The following is a 19,066-nucleotide window of genomic DNA, read 5'->3' on the forward strand; positions in this document are numbered from 1 at the left end:
TCAGACCTTGCGAACCCAGCCGCGTGAGTCGCTGATGTTGCCCTTCTGAATTCCAACCAATTGCTCTTTGAGCTTGCCGGCAACGGTTGCGCCGGTCGCGTTCTTGACGCGGAACGAGCCGGACGAGCTGACGATTTCACCGATGCTCGCAACCACCGCTGCCGTGCCGCAGGCGAATGCTTCGCTGAGCTTGCCGCTCTCCGCATCCGAGCGCCACTGGTCCATCGAGTAGGGCGCCTCGGTGACTTTCATACCCAAGTCACGTGCGATCTCGATGATGCTGGTGCGAGTGATGCCCGGCAGGATCGTGCCGGTCAGCGGCGGCGTGATCATGGAGCCGTCGCTCATCACAAAGAACAGATTCATGCCACCCAGCTCTTCGATCCAGCGATGTTCGGCGGCGTCGAGGAACACGACCTGATCGCAACCTTTCTCAGTGGCTTCGGCTTGAGCGATGAGGCTCGCGGCATAGTTGCCGCCGCACTTCGCCGCACCGGTGCCGCCGGGCGCGGCGCGAGTGTATTTATCCGAGACCCACAGCTTCAGCGGCTTGTCGCCGCCTTTGAAATACGGGCCGACCGGGCAGGCGATCACGCAGAAGACATATTCCTGCGCCGGGCGCACGCCGAGGAATGCCTCGCTCGCAAACATGAAAGGACGCAGATACAAGCTGCCGGCGCCGCTCGGCACCCAGTCCTTGTCGATCTTCACCAGCGCTTCCACGGCCTCGATGAACAGTGCTTCGGGAATGACCGGCATGGCCAGGCGTTCCGCCGAACGCGCCAGGCGGTTGGCATTCATGTCCGGACGAAAAAGCACGATATCGCCCTTGGCGGTGCGATACGCTTTCATGCCTTCGAAAATTTCCTGCGCGTAGTGCAGTACCGACGCGGCGGGGTCGATGGCGATCGGTGCGCGCGCCGTGACTTTGCCGTCGTGCCAGCCGCGAGCCGCGGTCCAGCGCAGCGTGACCATGTGATCGGTGAAGACACGGCCAAAGCCGGGATCTTCCAGAGCCTTCTCGCGGGCCTGGGCGCTGACGGGCGAAGCGTGCGGTGTGATCGTAAAAGTCATGTGAGATCCTCGGGGACGCGAAGCAAGCTGCACAGGAGCAGCGCTGACGTTATGATTTGCATTGTATGGTAAAGGCCAAACCCAGCCTGGGAAATATCGTTAGGCACATCCGCACCAGCAATGGCTGGACGCTCGCCGAGATGAGCCAGCACGTGGCGATTCCGCTCTCGACGCTCGCCAAGGTCGAGAAGGGTCACCTGACGCTGACCTACGACAAACTGGTGGATCTGAGCGACAAGCTCGGCATGAGTCTGTCGGACTTTCTCAACGCCTCGCCGGTCACGCCGCAGCCCAAGGGCATGGCGCGCCGAAGCGTCGGCCAGAGCGCCGACGGTCTGGGCGTGGAAACCAAGAACTACGACTATCGCTATCTGTGCACCGAGCTGCGCGGCAAGATCATGATTCCGCTCATCAGCCGCGTGCGCTCCCGGACCATGGAGGAATTCGGCGAGCTGCTGCGTCATGCGGGCGAGGAATTCGTGTACGTGCTGGAAGGCGCCATCGAAGTGCACTCGGAGTTTTACGATCCGATTACATTGCGCGCCGGCGAGTACATCTATCTGGACAGCGAAATGGGCCACGGCTACCTCGTCGCCGGCGGATTCGAGGAAGCGACCGTGCTCGCGGTATGTGCCTCGGCCGCGGCCAATCTCCAGCAGGAGCTGATTTCCCAGGCGCGCGGCGAAGCGCCGAAGCTAGCCAGGACGGACGCGGCAGGCAACGCTGAAAAGCCGAAATTGGCCAGATCTCCCACCAACAAGAAGACTCCCGCGAAACCGAAGCGGCGCGCCGGCGTGGCGTAGCCCGTATGTTACCGTAGAGTAAGTTTGAGCCGGTAGTCTCCATCCAGGGCGATTTATCCTGTATGGAGAAAATTCTCTTGACAGGGAGGGCTCGCCCCCTAGACTGGCCTGTGGGGGATACAACAATCCGGGAGTCGTAATGACGCTTGCCGATTCGCCAGACCGTGCCCGGCAACGAGGCGCGGGGCTGCTGCTGTCTTTGTGCCTGTGGCTCGGCACCACTCTCGCTCCACCAGCCGACGCCGCCGATAAATCCATCACCATCGAAGACCTGTTGAGCGCGCCGTTTCCCACGGGCTTGACGGCGGCGCCCCAGGGCGAACGAGTCGCTTGGATCGCTAATCATCGGGGGGCGCGCAATGTCTATCTGGGGCAGGCAGGCAAGGACGGAACGTTCGCCGTTCGCGCGCTCACGCGCGAGCAGGCAGACAACGGCGTCGAGCTGGCCGATCTGCAGTGGTCGCATGACGCCGCGACGCTGGTGTTCTCGCGTGGCGGCAGTCTCGAGGGCGGCGGGCCGGTCAATCCATTGAGCTCGGCGGCCGGGCCGATCGCGATGGAGATCGCGTCGGTGCGGCTCGATTCGGGCGAGATTCGTTCCTTTGGGCCGGGCAGCAACGCCGTCACTTCACCCGTCAATGACGACATTGCGTTGGTGCGTGCCGGCCAGATCTGGATCGCCAATCTGTCTCGAACCGACGCGGCGACTCAGTTGCTCCAGGATGCCGGGGTTGCCAGCGAGCTGTCATGGTCGCCGGATGGCAAGCGTCTGGCCTTTGTGAGCAATCGCAAAGACTACGGCGTCGTCGGCGTCATCGAGATTGCGTCCAGAAACATTCAATGGCTGAGCCCGGGTGTCGACCATGACATGAGCCTGCGCTGGTCTCGCGACGGCAAACGGCTCGCGTGGGTTCGTTATCCGTCGTTGCCTATCTCATTCTGGACCGACGCGTTCTTTGCGAAGCGTGCGGGCGATCCGTGGTCCGTGTGGGTTGCCGACGTAGCCAGTGGCAATGCCAACAAGGTATGGACGGCGGATGCGGGCGCCGGCAGCGTGTTTCAGCCGATCGAAGGCAGCGCGAGTCTGCTGTGGGCCGCGGACAATCGTTTGGTGTTCCCGTGGGAGAAGACGGGTTGGCTGCGACTTTATTCCTTGGATCTATCGCAGCAGGGCGCGCGCCCGGTCGCGTTGTCACAAGACGGCGCTGAAGTGTTCGCGATGACGGTCGATCCGGCCGGTCGCGAAGTGATTTATTCGTCCAACGCCGACGATGACGATCATCGGCATCTGTGGCGGGTGCCGGCCAAGGGCGGCAAGCCGCAGCGGACGACCAAGGGCGACAGCATCGAAGATTTCCCGGTGCTGACCGGGAGCGGCGCACTGTTCGCTCTGCATAGTACGGCGCGCAATCCGATGGCGCCCGCGCTGGTTCAGGCGGACGGCGCGCTCAAGACGATGCCGGCGAGCGGCGAAACGTTGCCCTTCCCGGGCGATCGTCTGGTCGTTCCGCAACGGGTGGTGTTCAAGAGCCCGGATGGATTGTCGGTGCACGGTCAATTGTTCGCGCCGGCTGGCAAGAAGAGCGCGAAACAACCGGCGGTGTTGTTCTTCCACGGCGGCCCGCAGCGGCAGATGCTGCTCGGTTGGCATCCGATGGGCGCATACACTCATATGTATGCGATGAATCAGTTTCTGGCCTCGAAGGGTTACGTCGTTCTGTCGGTCAACTATCGCGGCGGCACGGGCTATGGCCTGAACTTCCGCGAGCCGGATCAATTTGCGGCCGGTGGCGGCAGCGAGGCTCGTGATATTGGTGGCGCGGTGGAGTATTTGAAGAGCCGCGGCGATATCGATCCAGCTCGCATCGGCGTGTACGGAATGAGTTACGGCGGCATCATGACTTCGCTGGCGCTCGCGAAATTCCCGCAGGACTTCGCGGTCGGCGTCGACATGGCCGGCGTGCACAACTGGAAGTCCATTCTTCCAGACCTGACGGCACCGGGGGCTTCGGCGGAAGTCGCCGAGGTGGCCTGGCAGTCATCGGCGCTGAGCTCGGTCAAGGACTGGCGCGCGCCGGTGCTGATCGTTCATGGCGATGACGATCGCGCGGTGCCTTTCGATCAAAGCGTCGAGCTCGTGCGCGGCCTGCGCGAATACACCAAGGTCGAGCCCGAGTTGCTGGTCCTGCCCAACGAAGTGCATGATTTCATTCTGTATCGAAGCTGGCGCCGCGTGTTCGAAGCGACGCACGAATTCCTCGACCGTTATTTGCAGCAGCCCGGTTCATAAGGAGAACATCATGGGGATCAGCCGCCGAGAAATGTTGGTACACACCGGGTTACTTGCCGGCGCGACCGCGATGGGTCGCTTCGCCGTAGCCGATTCGACGGGCAGCGCGGCGTCGGGCGCCGACGCGGCCCTGTTCACGCGCCTGGACGAGTTCGCTCACCAGTTCATGGCAGAAATGAAGTCGCCGGGCATGACCCTGGTGCTGGCGGATCGCAACGGTCTGCGCCGCGTCGTGAATTATGGCTTGGGCGATCTGGAGCGTCAGACGCCGGTGCGCGACGACGAGTTGTTCGAGATCGGCTCGATCAGCAAATCGTTCGTCGGTGTCTGTCTGCTGCAGCTCCATGACGAAGGCAAGCTCGATCTGCACAAGCCGATCGTGGAGTACCTGCCTTGGTTCCGCATCGACTCGGCCTTCAAGCCCATCACCACGCACGATCTGTTGACGCACGGCTCGGGTCTGCCGGGCAATTGTCCGCTGTTCCCGTCGGATCCGACGCTCCGCCATCGCGCCGCCTATGCGCCCGGCGAGCACTTCCATTACTGCAACATGGGCTATCAGGCGCTCGGCGAGCTCGCCGGCATTCTGGATGGCCGCGAACTGCCCGAGGTGATTCGCAAGCGCGTGCTCGAGCCGCTCGGCATGACGTTGTCCGAGCCGGTGATCACGCTGGATATTCGCGACCGCCTGGTGAAGAACTATTCGCTGTTCCAGAACGATCGTCCCAACACACGCGACGCGCGGCTCGCCGAAGCTCAAGGCCTGATCGTCACGACCGGCGCGGGCTGTGTCGCCGCGACGGCGAAAGATATGGGTGCGTACGTGCGCATGATCGCGAACGGTGGCGAAGGCCCGAACGGTCGCCGGCTGATGTCGAAGGAATCGTTCGCGCTGTTCTCCAAGGCGCACATCGTCGCCGGCGAGTTCGGCCCGACGGCGAGCTATGGCTACGGCATCGCTGTCGACAAGCTCGATGGTCACAACGTCGTGCGCCACACGGGTGGCATGACATCGTTCATGTCGTCGTTGCTGGTCGATATCGACAATGGCGTCGGCGCGTTTGCATCGGTCAACGCTCAGCAGGGTTATCGGCCGACGCCGGTCACGCAGTACGCCGTGCAGCTGATGCGTGAGCAGCAGTTGTCCAAGCCGTTGCCGAGCTTGCCGGCTGCCAATCCGGCGTTTCGTGTCGCGGATGCGGCTGATTACGCGGGTTCCTATCAGCAGAGCGGCGGCGGCAAACTGGAGATCCAGAGCAGCGGCGACAAGCTGTTCCTGGTGCGCGCTGGCAACAAAGTGCCTCTGCAACCGGCGGGGGCGCCGGGCGCATTTCTGGTCGCGGATGGCGGCAAGAGCCTGTTCCCGCTGGTGTTCGGTCGTGCCGACGCGAAAGATCCCAAGAGCGCGGTGGTCGAAGTGGCCTGGGGCAGCGACTGGTACACGAACGCCAAATACCAGGGCGAGAAGCAATTCAACGTGCCCAAGGAATGGCACAACTATGTCGGTCACTATCGCAACGACAATCCCTGGATCGGCAGCTTTCGCATCGTGATCCGCAAGGGCAAGTTGTGGGTCGACGGCATGATGCCGCTGGAAGCCGCGGGCGATCGTTTCAATCTGCGGGACGAGCCGCACAGCCCCGAGTGGATTCAGTTCGGCGAAGTCGTCAATGGCCGTTGCATGCGACTGAAGTTCTCGGGCGAAGACATGTGGCGCGTGGCGACCGCTTGAGGACCCATCGAATGAAACAACAACTGTGTCGCTGGCGGCTGGCTCTTGTGTTGTGTGCCGTGTCGTCGTTTCATCCGGTCATGGCAGCGCCCACGCTCGAAGCCGAAATCGCCCGAGTCTCCCAACCCATCGGCGGCAAGGTCGGCGTGGCCGCCTGGAAGCTCGATGGCAAGGGCGGGCAAGTGCTGGTGAATGCCGGCGATCGCTATCCCATGGCGAGCACGTTCAAGATCGCGGTCGCCGGTGCGATTCTGGCGCAGGTGGATGCGGGCAAGTTGAAACTCGATCAGCTGGTTCCGGTGCAGCCGAACGACATCGTGCCTTCGGACGGGATCGCCACGCTCGCGATTCATCCCGGGATCAGCCTGTCGGTGCACAACCTGCTGGAGCTGATGCTCACATTGAGCGACAACACCGCGACCGACGTGCTGACCCGGCTCGCCGGCGGCCCGCAGGCGGCGACTGCGTGGGTGCGAAAGCAGGGCATCGAGGATCAACGCATCGATCGCGATACCGCGGCCTTGCTGCGTGCATTCTTCGACCTGCCGCCGGGGCCGTTCAATCAAGTGATCCAGGAAGCGGCCAAGAAAGATCCGCAACTCGAAGAGCGCGGCAACCATCCAAACCCGGCGTTCGACAAAGATGTGCGCGACACCTCGACACCGACCGCGATGGCCCAGTTGCTGACCAGGATTTTCAATCAGCAGACATTGAGTGCATCGAGCACCAAGGTGCTGATCGAGATCATGCAGCGTTGTCACACCGGCGCAGGGCGGCTGCTCGGCCGGATGCCGGCGGGCACGGTCATTGCTCACAAGACCGGCACGATCGGCGGCACGGTGAACGATGTCGGCGTGATCACCTTGCCCGACGGCAAGGGCCAGGTCGTCATCGCCGTGTTCATCAAAGAGAGCGACAAATCGATGGAAGAGCGCGAGAAGGTGATCGCCGAGATCGCCCGCTCGGTGCGCGACTTCTACCTGCTCGCCGAGGCCAGCTAACCCCGGAAAGCCGCTCGCGCTTGCCATGCTCCTCCTGGCTGGATAGTATTTCGTATACTAAATGCCAGTGAGGAGCGTCCGGCATGCGCTGGATTTTTGCGACGGCCGGAGCCCTCTGGCTATGCGCGCCCGCGGTTTTCGCCCAATCGAATGGCGCCGATGCCGCGCGTCGGCTCAACACGATCTACCAGTCCGAGTGGGAATGGTGGAAGAACGAGATGGCCGAGGAGCCCGACGACGAGCGGCCGGGCGAGGAGTCGGATCATCTGGCTCGCGTCGATGAGGCCAGTCAGCAGGCACGGCTGAAGCATCTGCAGGCGGCGCTCGCGGGGGTGAGTCGAATCAGCACCGACTCGCTGTCCGCCGAGGAGAAAATCAACGCGGAAATATTCCGCACCATTCTCGAAGAGCGCATCTCCGACCTGCGCTTCAAAACCTATCAGGCGCCGTTCAACGCCGATTCGTTCTTCTGGACCGAATTCACGCCGCGCGAAGGATTTCCGGATCGAGAAGCCTATCGACGTTATCTCGGACGCCTCGCGGATGTGTCGCGCTTCTTCGACGAGCACATCGCCAACATGCGCGCGGGGCTGAAGCGCGGCTTCACGGTGCCGAAGGTTTCGGTCATGGGCCGCGACAAGACGATCGAGCCGTATCTCGCCAGCGACGATTCGAATCCGCTGTATCTGCCGTTCACGCAGATGCCGACCAACATTCCTGCCGCCGATCAGGAGCGCATGCGCGGTGAGGCGCGGGCGGTGCTCACCAGGCAAGTCGTGCCGGCGTATCAAAAACTGCTGGATTTCATTCGCAACGAGTATCTGGTGAAGGCACGCACCAGCATCTCGGCGTCGAAGCTGCCGGACGGTGCGGCGTTCTATCAAGCGCGCATCGAGAAGTTCACGACGCTCCAGCTGACCCCGCCGCAGATTCACGAGATCGGTTTGAGCGAGGTCGCGCGCATCAAGGCGGAGCAGGAAATCACCATGCGCAAGGCGGGATTCACGGGCACGTTGCCCGAGTTCTACCAGTTCCTGCGCACCGATCCGCAGTTCTACGCCAAGACGCCGCATCAGCTGATCGCGGAGGCTTCTTATATCGTCAAGAAGGCGGATCTGAAGCTCAAGGACACCATCGGTACGTTGCCGCGCTTCCGGCACGGCATTCTGCCGGTGCCCGATGCGTTGGCGCCGATCTACACCGGCGGCCGCGGCGGGCTCGAGAGCTGCCTGTTCAATACATATAACCTGCCGGCGCGGCCGCTCTACACGTTGCCGTCGCTGGTGCTGCACGAGTGCACGCCGGGCCATAGCTTTCAGGCGGCCCTGGCGCTGGAAGCGCCGGAGCGCCCGAAGTTTCGCAACGATGTTTATTTCTCGGGCTACGGCGAAGGCTGGGGTCTGTACACGGAATGGCTGGGTCGCGTCATGGGCATCTACGAGACGCCTTACGAAGAATTCGGCCAACTCACTTATGAGATGTGGCGTGCCGCGCGGCTCGTCGTCGACACCGGTATCCATCACTACGGCTGGACTCGCGATCAGGCGCTGCAGTACATGAAGGACAACGTGGCGCTGTCGACGCACGAGATCACGACCGAAGTCGATCGTTACATCGCCTGGCCGGGTCAGGCAGTTGCGTACAAGCTGGGCGAATTGCAGATCCGCCGGCATCGTCGTGAAGCGGAGCAGGCACTCGGTCCGAAGTTCGATCAACGCAAATTCCACGACGCCATCCTCGCGCTCGGTGCGGTACCGTTGCCCGTGCTGGAGCAACGCATGGCGCAATTCATCGCGGATGGCGGCGAGAATCCGCCGACACCGTCGCGCGACCCCGCCGACCACAGCAATTGATCGGTACGACTATGGACAGCATCCGAATTCTGGATTCCCACACCGGCGGCGAGCCGACGCGTCTGGTGCTCGAAGGCGGGCCGGACCTGGGCGCAGGTCCGCTCGACCAGCGGTTGCGGCGTTTCAGCGAACGTTTCGACGCGTTCCGTTCCGCCATCGTCAACGAGCCTCGCGGCAGCGACACGGTCGTCGGTGCCTTGCTGTGCAAGCCGCACCGTGCGGAATGCGACATCGGCGTGATCTTCTTCAATAACGTGGGCTATCTCGGCATGTGCGGTCACGGCACCATCGGCGTGATCGTTTCTTTGGCGTACCTCGGCATGTTGAAGCCGGGTGCGGTGAAGATCGATACGCCGGTCGGCGTCGTCGAAGCGCAGTTGCGCCCGGATGGATCGGTCGCTGTCGCGAATGTTCCCAGCTATCGCAAGGCGCGTGCGGTGAGCGTGGATGTGCCGGGCATTGGCGTCGTCACGGGCGATGTGGCGTATGGCGGCAACTGGTTCTTCCTCGTCGAGCACGATCGTATTCCGCTGCGACTCGCGAATGTCGAGCCGCTCACCGATCTCGCCTGGCGCATTCGCCAGGCGCTGAATGCGCAGGGTCATCCGGAAGTCGATCATGTCGAGCTGGTCGGCGCGACGCCGACGGCGAGCAGTCGGAACTTCGTGCTTTGCCCCGGCAAAGCGTATGACCGCTCTCCCTGTGGCACGGGCACCAGCGCGAAGCTCGCGTGTCTCGCTGCTGATGGCAAGCTCGCGGAAGGTGAGGAGTGGACTCAGGAGAGCGTGCTCGGGAGCGTATTCAAAGGTCACTATCGGTGGCTGGATCGCGAGAAAGGCACGATCGCGCCGACCATCATGGGCACGGCGCACGTGACTGCCGATGCGAAGTTGCTGCTCGATCCAAAAGATCCATTCTGCTGGGGCATCCGAGGCTGACCGATGAGGAATGTCGTGATCGCCGTGCTGCGCGTCGGCGCGGTGCTGTTGTTCGTTCAGCCCTTGGCGATGGCGAGCACGGTGCTCAACGTGCAGAGTCGCGATTTCGACATCGTGCTCGACGGGCCGTCGCAAACGCTGGTGTCGCTGAAGCCGAAGCAGGGCGGCCGTGCGGCGGATGAAGGCGCCGGTGCGCGCGTCCCTGGATTCGATTTTGCGCCGTCGAAGTTGAGCAAAGCTCGCAGCGGCGATGGTTACTACCAATTGGGCGATCTCGACCTGCGACTGCGCGTGGCGGGAGAAACTCAATGGCAGGACTACTCCACGGCCTATCGACGAGCGCCGGCTCGTGAGCTGCCGCGCGATGCGGCGACGCTGGCTGCTGCTGAGCTTTCTTTGGGATTGCCAAGTAATCTGGGTCTGCGCGTCGTGCGGCGCTGGCAAGTCGGCGAGGGTGGTCATCTCTCGCTGCGGTTCGAGCTGACCAATGCGGGCAAGCGCGACGTTGAGCTCGGCGGCGTCGGGCTCGCGATGGTGTTCGACAATGTGTTGTCGGATCGTTCACTCGCGCAGGCCCACACCGAAGCGAGCTTCGCCGATCCCTACATCGGGCTCGATGCCGGCTATCTGCAAGTCACGCGACTCAACGGCCAAGGTCCGGCGCTGATCGTCACAGGCGAAAGCGGCACGCCGTTCGAGGCGTACCGGCCCATCGCCGATAAGAAAGATGACAGCGGCAAGGCGCTGCTGCTCAACGACGCCACCAAGCGCGGTCAGACGTTCGAAGGCTTCTACAGCTGGATGGCTGTGAGCCAAGGCTTCGTGGAGCGTGAATGGAAGAACGCTCAGCAATGGAATGAGCCGACGGTCGTGACGCTTCGACGTGGCGAGACGCGTCGGTTCGGCGTCCAGTTCCTGCTCTCCAAATCGATCCGGGAGATCGAGAGCACGCTGGCAGCGAATGCTCGGCCGGTGGCCGTGGGCATTCCGGGCTATGTGCTGCCGACGGATCTCGCCGGCGATCTTTGGGTGTCATCGCGTCAGGCTATTCGTTCGATTGCTGCTGCTCCCGTCGGCGCACTGGAAGCCGTGGCAGCTGGAGGCGTGCAGGGCTGGTCGAGATACAAAGTGACCGGCCGGCAATGGGGACGGTCACGGCTCACCATTACCTATGCGGACGGCACGCGCCAGGCGATTCATTACTTCGTCACCAAGCCGAGCGCCACCGTGCTCGCGGACCTGGGACGATTCATTGCCACCAGACATTGGTTCGACGATCCCTCCGATCCCTTCAAGCGCGGCCCGTCGTTCATGACGTTCGATCGCGAGAGAAATGCGTTGGTATTGCAGGACCCGCGAGTGTGGATGGCGGGGCTGAGCGATGAGGGTGGCGCCGGCGCGTGGCTCGCGCTCGTGATGAAACAACTCGGCGCGCCGGACGCCTCCGAGATCGAGAAGTTCGAGCGCTTCGTCACGCAGACGCTGGATGGTCGCCTGCAGGTCAATCAAGGGCCGGACAAGTTCGGCGTCCGCAAGAGCCTGTTCTATTACGAGCCACAGGCGCCACGAGGCGTGCGCTATGACCCGAAGCTCGATTGGAGCACCTGGTCGGCATGGCGGAAGTCGCAAGCAGACTCGGTGGTGCGGTCGTTCAACTATGTGCACGTCGCCGCCGCGCATTGGGTTTTGTATCGGCTGGCCCGCTACCACGAGGGGTTGGTGAAGGCGCACGACTGGCGGTGGTATCTGGATCGCGCGTATCAAACAGCGTTGGCGATGCCTCGGCTCGCACCGGAGTATGCGAAGTTCGGCCAGATGGAGGGCGAGGTCTTCGTTGAAATCCTGCGCGATTTGCAGGACGAGGGCATGAAGGCAGAGGCGTCGCAGCTCGAGCAGGCCATGCGCCAGCGCGCGGATCATTGGGCTGCCGAGGAGTATCCATTCGGCAGCGAAATGCCGTGGGACTCGACCGGGCAGCCCGAGGTGTATGCGTGGATGCGGTACTTCGGAAACGCGCCGAAGGCAGATCTGACGCGTGAAGTCATCCTCGGCTACGATCCCACGATTCCGAGCTGGGGCTACAACGGCAACGCGCGGCGTTACTGGGACTTCATGTACGCCGGCAAAACTGCACAGCTCGAACGTCAGCTCCATCACTACGGGTCGGCGAACAATGCGTTGCCTCTGCTCGATTCATTCCGCCGCGACCCTCGGGACATTCACTTGCTACGAGTGGCGTATGGCGGCCTGATGGGCACGCTCACCAACATCGATCAGGAGGGCTTCGGTGCGGCGGCGTTTCATTCCAATCCGGACCTGATGAGATTCGATGCCTACAACGGTGACTATGGCTCGGCGTTCTACGGTTACGCGTACGGCATCGGCAGTTATCTGGCGCGGCATCCGGTGTTCGGCAATGTCGGCTTCGGCGGCTCGACGCAAGAGCGAGGCTCTATCGTCAGCTTCGCGCCGCGCGATGGTTTCAGGACGCGTGTGTTTCTCGCCGAGCCGGGGTTGTGGCTGACCTTGGATGGTGGAAAGTTCGCGCGCGTGGAATATGACAGGGGCAGCGGAAATGTCAGCGTGGTACTGGATGCCGCCGATTCGTTCACCTCGAAGGCGCATCTTCGAGTCGAGGGCTCTCGCTATGAGCCGAACGCCACGCTGAGTCAGGAGCGCGGCCGTTACGTGATTCCGCTCGGCAAGAACGAAATGTCGGTGCAGTTGAGGCCGGCGCGCTGAGGTCATCAGCGCGCCGTTCGATCTCTCAAGCCGAGACGGTGGCGTTCTTCGTGTAGATGCGACAGCCGAACACCGGGCCCGCCGTGTTGCCCGGTTCGGGTTCGAAGCGCACCAGTACGCTTTGCTTGCCTCGCGTGAGCGCTTCTGGAATCTCATAGTCCACGTCGAAAAACACCGGCTTGTCCGGACGCAGCGCTTGCGTCGCGATCCGCTGGCCTTCGACCAGCACGTGGAATTTCCGCGCGCGCTCGTCCGCCCAATAGGTCGCCTGCAGAATCAACGGACCTGGCTTGACCTTCATGCGGAACGCAAAGAAGCCGCCCGTGCGAGCATCTCGACCCTGGCGGCCGCGATAGACGACTGGATAGGAAATATCCGAGGTCAGCTCGTGATCGCGCTCCGGCTGCATCTCGCCCAGATGCATCACGTCGACCGAGCGGGCGGCGAGTTCCTTCTGTCGCGCCTGCTCGGCATTGAACGAACGTTCCTCGTTGACCCACTCGGCGTCGGTGAAGCGGCGGAAGTAAACAGCGCTGCGACGATGATAGTTCTTATAGAACGGGGAGAACGTGAGCGCCGCGGGCCTGACGATGCTGTCCGCTCGATACACCGCCTGCTGAGCATCAACCGGCTTGAAGTCGGCGAGCAGGTCGGCGCCCACGAGTGCCGGTGCCGCGGCTTCGAATGGCTGATCGGCGGAGCCGAGATCGCCTGCAAGCACCATCGGGCCGCGCAAGATCGCGATCGTGCTGTCATCGCCCGGCGTCGCTTCGATTCGAAGTTCCAGCGGCAATGTGAATGCCAGCGCATCGCCTTCCCGCCAACGACGGCGGACGATCAGGTAGCCGGCGTCCTTCGTCGTTTCGGCAGGTTTGCCATTGACGGTCAGCTGAGCGTCCCTGGCCCAGCCCGGAACGCGCAGGGCGACGGCGAACTCCTGCGGCTTCTGCAACGACGCAACCTTGACGTTCACTCCGCCTTCGTACGGATACCGCGTCGTCATTTCCAGCTGCGCGCCACGCGCTTTCCAGGTCGCGCGCGAAGGGATGAACAGGTTGACCAGCAACGTGTCACCGTTCTCCCACCAGATCGATTCGCCATGCTTGGAGTGGCTTTCCATACCCGAGCCGACGCAACACCAGAAGCTGTCGGTGGGTGAGGAGAACTCGCGATTGATGCCGGACATCAGCGGCGTCATGTACGTGAACATGCCGGTCGCCGGATCCTGATGCGCCAGGATGTGATTGAGATGCGCGCGCTCGTAGTAGTCGAACAGCGCGCCCGAGGGTTGCCACGCGAACAGATGACGCGTCAGCTTGAGCATGTTGTACGTGTTGCAGGCTTCGCAGGTCTGTTCGGTGATATGTCTCGAGACCGTGCGCGGTTCGGAGAAGTATTCGCGATCCGAGTTGCCGCCGATGACGTAGCTGTGCTCGGTCGTGACCGTCTTCCAGAAGAAGCGGGGCGCGGTGGCCTGATCGCTCTTGCCTGTGATCTCGTGCAGGCGGGCGAGGCCGATGAGTTTAGGAATCTGGGTGTTCGCGTGACGTTGGGCCAGCTCATCGCGCTGAGCGGTCAGCGGATCGAGCACGCGCTTGTGATAGAGACGCTCGGCAAGTTGCAGCCAGCGGCGATCGTTCGTGCGGGTGTAGAGCTCCGCGAAGCTTTCGTTGATGCCGCCGTGCTCGCAATCCAGGACCGTCTGGACTTGCTCGTCATTCAGCGCGCTGAAGACTTTCTCGATGTAGCCGCCGAGGCCGACGGAGACTGCGATGGCGCGCTTGTTGCCGCCGCAGTACGTGTCGACGTCCATCAGGCCGGCAAACAGCTTGTGCCAGTTGTAGAGCGGCACCCAGCAGCCGTTGAGGTCGAAGCCTGCCGAGCGGATCTCGCCACGCATGATCTCGGGAAAGATCTCTTTGCCGTCGACGATCGTGCCGTCCTTGCGCTTGCGCGTGAAGCCCGCGACGTAGCCATCGCCTTGCTTGGCTTGAACCTCGGCCAGTTCCGCGACGATATATTCGGCACGGCGCTTTGCCTCGGGCTCGCCGGTTTGCGCATGGATCAACGCCAGCGCGGAGAGATAGTGACCGAGGCTGTGGCCGGCAATCGTGTCCGCTTCCCAGCCGCCATACACCTCACCTTTTGGCGTGAGCCCGGCGAACTTGCGGAAGTTGTGGAGCAGGCGGTCCGGCTCCAGCGCCAGCAGATATTTGCGATTCGCTGCCACTGCATCGGCGAACGGCGACGGCAATAACCGCACGTCGCCGAGCGGCAATGACTTCGCGGTTCCAGGCAGCACACCCGTGTTCGCCCAGGCGCCCGCCCAAGGCAGTCCGGCGCAGAGCGCACCGGCCGCTGCACCTTTCAGCAGTGCGCGACGATCGGTGATCAGCGTAGATCGAGTCATCGTGGCTCCTCAAGAGAAACGTTGCAGATCGAAGGGCGCCAGGCTCACAGTCGTGGGCGACTGTGTCGCGAGCTGCGCGATCAAATCGCCGGTGATGGCTGCAAGCGTGAGCCCGAGATGTTGGTGACCGAATGCGTAAAGAATGTTGGGTGCGTGCGGCAGACGACCGATCGCGGGCAAATAGTCCGGCAAGGTCGGACGCGCGCCCATCCACTGCCGCGCTGGCTCGTTGCAGGGCAGGCCCAGCGCAGCGACGTGACTCCGCAAGCGCTGCCACTTGCGCTCGTCGGGTGGCGCATCGAGGTGGCTGAATTCCACGAAGCTTGCAGCGCGCAGGCCTGATTCGAAGCGAGTGACGATCATCGAGCGGTCTTCAAACACGACGGGCGGCAGGTCGGGCCAGCGATGGTCCGTCATCTGCAGGTGATAGCCGCGCTCGGCGATGATCGGCACCGATTCACAGTAAGGCTCCATCAATTCACGGGAACGAACGCCGGCGGCGACAACAGTGAAATCCGCTTCGGTGGTGCTGCCGTCATCCAGCGTCACACTGACCGATCGCTCGCGATGGGTGATCGCGCGGGCTTTGGCATTCACGATGCGGCCACTCCGCGCCGTGATCGAAGTGCGCAGCGAGTCCGCGAGCTTGGGCAGATCGGCGATTTGCGCCGTGTTCTCGAATCGAATGGCGCCGCCCGGCGCTCGTTTCATGAGACCGGCGAGCTGTCGCATCTCATCGGCATCGCATTCGTGAAATCGAGCGGTGCCGATGTCGGTGGATCGCCACGCCGCGAGCCCCGCGGCAGCGCTGACGGCGGACTCCCATACGACGAAATGTCCGGTCTCGCGCACCAGGCCTGGCATGCCGAGCTGTTCGCTCAGAGATTTCCATGCGGGCAGCGCATTTGTGAGTAACGAGCGAAGCGCCGCGCGCCCGTGCTCGACTCGGTTGGCCGCACTCGCCATTCGAAGGGCGAACGGTAGCCAACGTTTGATTTGCGAGGGCGGCAGACCCAGCGCGCCGCCTCTACTAAAGAGTCGGCGCGGCGCGGCGCGGATCACCGGCCACGAGGCCAGCGGCTCCACTTGCTCGATCGCGATGTGCCCGGCATTTCCCCACGACGCCGCGCCGAGCGCAGGGGCTGTGTCGATCACAGTCACCTCGACGCCCACGCGTTGCAGGCCCGTCGCGATACTGAGTCCCACGACGCCGCCGCCTAGAATCAATGCCCGTTGCATAGGACCCGCAGATTACACTGGCTAAGGCCGAATAGTATACGATATACTTAAAGCTCCAGTAGACGAGGCTATCATGACACCGACCTGGCAGGGCGTTTATCCGGCGGCGACCACTCAGTTCAAGGAGGATCTGTCCATCGATCTGCCAGCGAGTCAGCGGGTGATCGACAACCTGGTCAAGGACGGCGTCCACGGCATCATTGCCATGGGCACGTGCGGTGAGAACAATTCGCTCGACCCCGGTGAGAAACAAACATTGCTGCGTGCGGTGACTGAAGTCGTCGCGGGCCGCGTGCCGGTCGTCACTGGCGTTTCCGAATTCGACACGCGCCGCGCGGTGGCTTTCGCCAAAGATGCGAAGAAGGCCGGCGCCGATGGTTTGATGGTGTTGCCCGCGATGGTCTATGTGCCCACCGAGGAAGAGCTGATCATGCACTTCCGCGCCGTGGCCGAGGCGACCGATCTGCCGGTGATGTTGTACAACAACCCGCCTGCGTACCGGGTCAACATTTCAGTAGCCGTGCTCGAAGCGCTGCGCGAGGTGAAGAACATCGTCGCAGTGAAGGAATCGGCGCCGGATCCACGCCGCTTTACCGATCTCATCAATGCATTCGGCGACCGCTATGTGCTGATGGCCGGTCTCGATGACGTTGCGTTGGAAGGTTTGCTGCTCGGTGCGACGGGCTGGGTGTCCGGACTCACGAGCGCGTTCCCGCGCGAGTCGACTCAGCTGATCGAGGCGGTCAACGCCGGCGATCTGAATCGGGCCCGCGCGATCTATCGCTGGTTCATGCCGTTGTTACATCTGGACGCCGAGCACGATCTGGTTCAATCCATCAAGCTCGCCGAACAAATCATGGGACGCGGCTCGGAACGAGTGCGCCCGCCACGTTTGCCGTTGGCGGGGGCGCGCCGTCGCGAGGTGATCGCAATGGTCGAACGCGCGGCCGCTACCCGGCCGACGCTTCGCGCATAGGCCAAGACACAAGTAACGCCGGCGGCGATTACAGGGGAGTCGAGCATGGGAATATTCGGCCGGCGTAAGTCGCTGCACCACTCGGACGACCTGGACGAGGGCAAGCGACTCGCGAAGACTTTGAGCTGGCCGCATCTGATCGCGCTAGGTGTCGGTGCCATCGTCGGCACCGGCATCTACACACTGACCGGCGTCGGTGCCGATCGAGCCGGCCCGGCGGTGATCTTCGCGTTCGCCATTGCCGGCGCCGTGTGTGCCTGCGCCGCGCTTGCGTACGCCGAAGTGGCGACGCTGATGCCGGCTGCTGGCGGCGCGTACACGTACACCTATGTCGCTATCGGCGAGCGACTGGCCTGGGTGGTGGGCTGGAGCTTGATCCTGGAATATTCGCTCGCCTGCAGTACTGTCGCGGTTGGATGGTCTGCGTATCTGGTCGGATGGCTGCAAACCGCAGGCATCCATCTGCCTCCCGAATTACTCAGCGGTCCACACGGCGGAGGCATCATCAACCTGCCGGCCGTGCTCGTCGCACTCATCATCACCGGCATGCTGGTCGCGGGCACGCGGGAGAGCGCGACGTTCAATATTTTTCTGGTGATCATCAAGCTGACGGCGCTGACTTGTTTCGTCGCCATCGCCCTGCCGGCGTTCAATGCGGGCAATCTCGAGCCGTTCATGCCTTATGGCTTTGCCAGTCACGAGGACGGTGGGGCGAAGCGGGGTGTGATGGCGGCGGCGGCCATCGTGTTCTTTGCGTTCTATGGCTTCGATGCCGTCGCCACGTCGGCGGAGGAGGCGAAGAATCCGGGGCGGGATTTGAAGATTGGCATCATTGGCTCGATGGCGGTTTGTACGCTGATCTACATGTTGGTGGCGGTGTCGGCGGTGGGCGCGGTGAAACATACCGAGCTGGCTGCGTCGGCTGAGCCGTTGGCGTATGTTTTGCGATCACTTCAGCATCCGGTCGCGGCGTGGGCGGTTGGGTTGGCGGCACTGATTGCTCTGCCCTCGGTGATTCTGGTGATGATGTACGGGCAGAGTCGCATTTTCTTCGTGATGGCCCGCGATGGGCTGCTGCCGAAGCGATTGAGTGCGGTGTCGGCGAAGACGGGGACGCCGGTGTTGATCACGGCGGTGACGGGGACCTTTGTGGCGTTCGCTGCGGGGTTGTTTCGTCTGGATGAGATTGCCGAGCTGGCCAATGCGGGGACGTTGCTGGCGTTTGTGACGACGGCGGCGTCGATGATGGTGCTGCGGCGGACTGCGCCCGATACGCCGCGCGTGTTTCGATGTCCTGCGCCGAATGTGGTGGGGATGTTGGCGATTCTTGGTTGTTTCTATCTGTTCCTCAGCCTGCCTGGGCTCACTATTCAGCGCTTCCTGCTGTGGAATGCGGTTGGCTTTGCGATTTATTTGCTGCTGCAGTGGTTGCGGGGGCGGGTTGTCGCTGTGGCCTGATTCGGCTTCGGCTTCGGCTTCGGAGCCGGAGTCGGAGGCGTGGGTGGTCCGGCGTCGCCAGGGTGGGGGATCTCCTCCCCGGCACCGCGACACAGGCCTGCGCACGCTTCGCTCCCGCTGTCGCGGGCGCCCTGCTGCACATTGCCCTGCGCAGTCCTGCTCCGGGCAAGCCCAGGGTGCACGTCCATGTACACCCGCTCGGCGGAGCGAAGCCGTGCTTCGCCGAAAGGCCCCGCCGAGCCCTTGTGGCTGCTATAGGACCGCCATCCCTGGACGGATCCAATTGCCGGGGAGGAGAGCCCCCACCCTGCCGCCGCCCGCTGTGTCAACTGCGCGTTGCGCGTGACTCGGCTCCGACCCTGCAACCCTCAATGGGTGCCTTCACGCTTGCTCGACAACGAGCAAACGCAAAAGCACCCGCTAACGGTCGCACGGTGGGAGAAGAGTCACGCGCGAATGCGCTGTGACATCGCGGCGACGCGGACTACCGAGGCTTCTGGCAGCAACGGAGGGCGTATACAAAGCGCGGCGACGTTGACTACCGAAGACC

At 62.9% G+C, this 19,066-nt stretch carries 12 protein-coding genes; 9 read left to right on the plus strand and 3 right to left on the minus strand.

Annotated elements, in window-relative coordinates:
- A complete protein-coding gene (locus EKO19_RS27650; RefSeq protein WP_129780627.1) occupies window positions 1-1,074 on the minus strand; it encodes a branched-chain amino acid aminotransferase in 1,074 nt (357 codons plus the stop codon).
- 65 nt (window positions 1,075-1,139) lie between these two features.
- Between EKO19_RS27650 and EKO19_RS27655 the strand changes: the two genes are divergently transcribed.
- The 7 genes from EKO19_RS27655 to EKO19_RS27685 all read left to right on the plus strand — a co-directional run bounded on the left by EKO19_RS27655 (window position 1,140) and on the right by EKO19_RS27685 (window position 12,433).
- Entirely contained in the window at window positions 1,140-1,877 is a 738-nt protein-coding gene (locus EKO19_RS27655; protein WP_129780628.1) for a helix-turn-helix domain-containing protein, read from the plus strand.
- A gap of 139 nt (window positions 1,878-2,016) precedes the next feature.
- Window positions 2,017-4,167, plus strand: coding sequence for a S9 family peptidase (locus tag EKO19_RS27660; protein WP_129780629.1), 2,151 nt, complete (start codon window positions 2,017-2,019; stop codon window positions 4,165-4,167).
- Between the two features lie 10 nt (window positions 4,168-4,177).
- The gene (locus EKO19_RS27665; RefSeq protein ID WP_157995461.1) at window positions 4,178-5,899 is read left to right on the plus strand and encodes a serine hydrolase domain-containing protein; all 1,722 of its coding nucleotides are present in this window, start codon (window positions 4,178-4,180) and stop codon (window positions 5,897-5,899) included.
- Between the two features lie 11 nt (window positions 5,900-5,910).
- Window positions 5,911-6,900 (plus strand): class A beta-lactamase, encoded by a 990-nt coding sequence (gene bla / locus EKO19_RS27670; RefSeq protein ID WP_157995462.1) that lies wholly within the window; start codon window positions 5,911-5,913, stop codon window positions 6,898-6,900.
- Between the two features lie 83 nt (window positions 6,901-6,983).
- Entirely contained in the window at window positions 6,984-8,753 is a 1,770-nt protein-coding gene (locus EKO19_RS27675) for a DUF885 domain-containing protein (RefSeq protein ID WP_129780632.1), read from the plus strand.
- A gap of 11 nt (window positions 8,754-8,764) precedes the next feature.
- Entirely contained in the window at window positions 8,765-9,691 is a 927-nt protein-coding gene (locus EKO19_RS27680; protein WP_129780633.1) for a proline racemase family protein, read from the plus strand.
- Window positions 9,692-9,694: 3 nt separating this feature from the next.
- The gene (locus EKO19_RS27685; protein WP_129780634.1) at window positions 9,695-12,433 is read left to right on the plus strand and encodes a DUF5695 domain-containing protein; all 2,739 of its coding nucleotides are present in this window, start codon (window positions 9,695-9,697) and stop codon (window positions 12,431-12,433) included.
- A 25-nt stretch (window positions 12,434-12,458) separates the two neighbouring features.
- Here the strand turns inward: EKO19_RS27685 and EKO19_RS27690 are convergent, their stop codons facing one another.
- The gene (locus EKO19_RS27690) at window positions 12,459-14,843 is read right to left on the minus strand and encodes a glycoside hydrolase family 127 protein (RefSeq protein ID WP_129780635.1); all 2,385 of its coding nucleotides are present in this window, start codon (window positions 14,841-14,843) and stop codon (window positions 12,459-12,461) included.
- 9 nt (window positions 14,844-14,852) lie between these two features.
- A complete protein-coding gene (locus EKO19_RS27695; RefSeq protein ID WP_129780636.1) occupies window positions 14,853-16,082 on the minus strand; it encodes an NAD(P)/FAD-dependent oxidoreductase in 1,230 nt (409 codons plus the stop codon).
- Window positions 16,083-16,155: 73 nt separating this feature from the next.
- On the opposite strand from EKO19_RS27695, the gene EKO19_RS27700 reads away from it, so the two are divergent.
- Together EKO19_RS27700 and EKO19_RS27705 are read left to right on the plus strand one after the other, a co-directional pair.
- Window positions 16,156-17,058 carry a dihydrodipicolinate synthase family protein gene (locus EKO19_RS27700; RefSeq protein ID WP_129780637.1) on the plus strand — a complete coding sequence of 301 codons (903 nt, stop codon included), beginning with the start codon at window positions 16,156-16,158 and terminating at the stop codon, window positions 17,056-17,058.
- Window positions 17,059-17,103: 45 nt separating this feature from the next.
- On the plus strand, window positions 17,104-18,516 hold the full coding sequence (locus tag EKO19_RS27705; RefSeq protein WP_129780638.1) for an amino acid permease: 1,413 nt from the start codon (window positions 17,104-17,106) through the stop codon (window positions 18,514-18,516).
- The last annotated feature ends 550 nt before the right edge of the window (window positions 18,517-19,066 follow it).

The organism is Peristeroidobacter soli (genome assembly GCF_004138485.1).
Taxonomy (GTDB): Bacteria; Pseudomonadota; Gammaproteobacteria; order Steroidobacterales; family Steroidobacteraceae; genus Steroidobacter; species Steroidobacter soli.

Bases quoted from the DNA above. Each gene is read 5' to 3' on its own strand.
- EKO19_RS27650 (WP_129780627.1), bottom strand. From the start codon at position 1,074: ATGACTTTTACGATCACACCGCACGCTTCGCCCGTCAGCGCCCAGGCC.
- EKO19_RS27655 (WP_129780628.1), top strand. From the start codon at position 1,140: ATGGTAAAGGCCAAACCCAGCCTGGGAAATATCGTTAGGCACATCCGC.
- EKO19_RS27660 (WP_129780629.1), top strand. From the start codon at position 2,017: ATGACGCTTGCCGATTCGCCAGACCGTGCCCGGCAACGAGGCGCGGGG.
- EKO19_RS27665 (WP_157995461.1), top strand. From the start codon at position 4,178: ATGGGGATCAGCCGCCGAGAAATGTTGGTACACACCGGGTTACTTGCC.
- bla (WP_157995462.1), top strand. From the start codon at position 5,911: ATGAAACAACAACTGTGTCGCTGGCGGCTGGCTCTTGTGTTGTGTGCC.
- EKO19_RS27675 (WP_129780632.1), top strand. From the start codon at position 6,984: ATGCGCTGGATTTTTGCGACGGCCGGAGCCCTCTGGCTATGCGCGCCC.
- EKO19_RS27680 (WP_129780633.1), top strand. From the start codon at position 8,765: ATGGACAGCATCCGAATTCTGGATTCCCACACCGGCGGCGAGCCGACG.
- EKO19_RS27685 (WP_129780634.1), top strand. From the start codon at position 9,695: ATGAGGAATGTCGTGATCGCCGTGCTGCGCGTCGGCGCGGTGCTGTTG.
- EKO19_RS27690 (WP_129780635.1), bottom strand. From the start codon at position 14,843: ATGACTCGATCTACGCTGATCACCGATCGTCGCGCACTGCTGAAAGGT.
- EKO19_RS27695 (WP_129780636.1), bottom strand. From the start codon at position 16,082: ATGCAACGGGCATTGATTCTAGGCGGCGGCGTCGTGGGACTCAGTATC.
- EKO19_RS27700 (WP_129780637.1), top strand. From the start codon at position 16,156: ATGACACCGACCTGGCAGGGCGTTTATCCGGCGGCGACCACTCAGTTC.
- EKO19_RS27705 (WP_129780638.1), top strand. From the start codon at position 17,104: ATGGGAATATTCGGCCGGCGTAAGTCGCTGCACCACTCGGACGACCTG.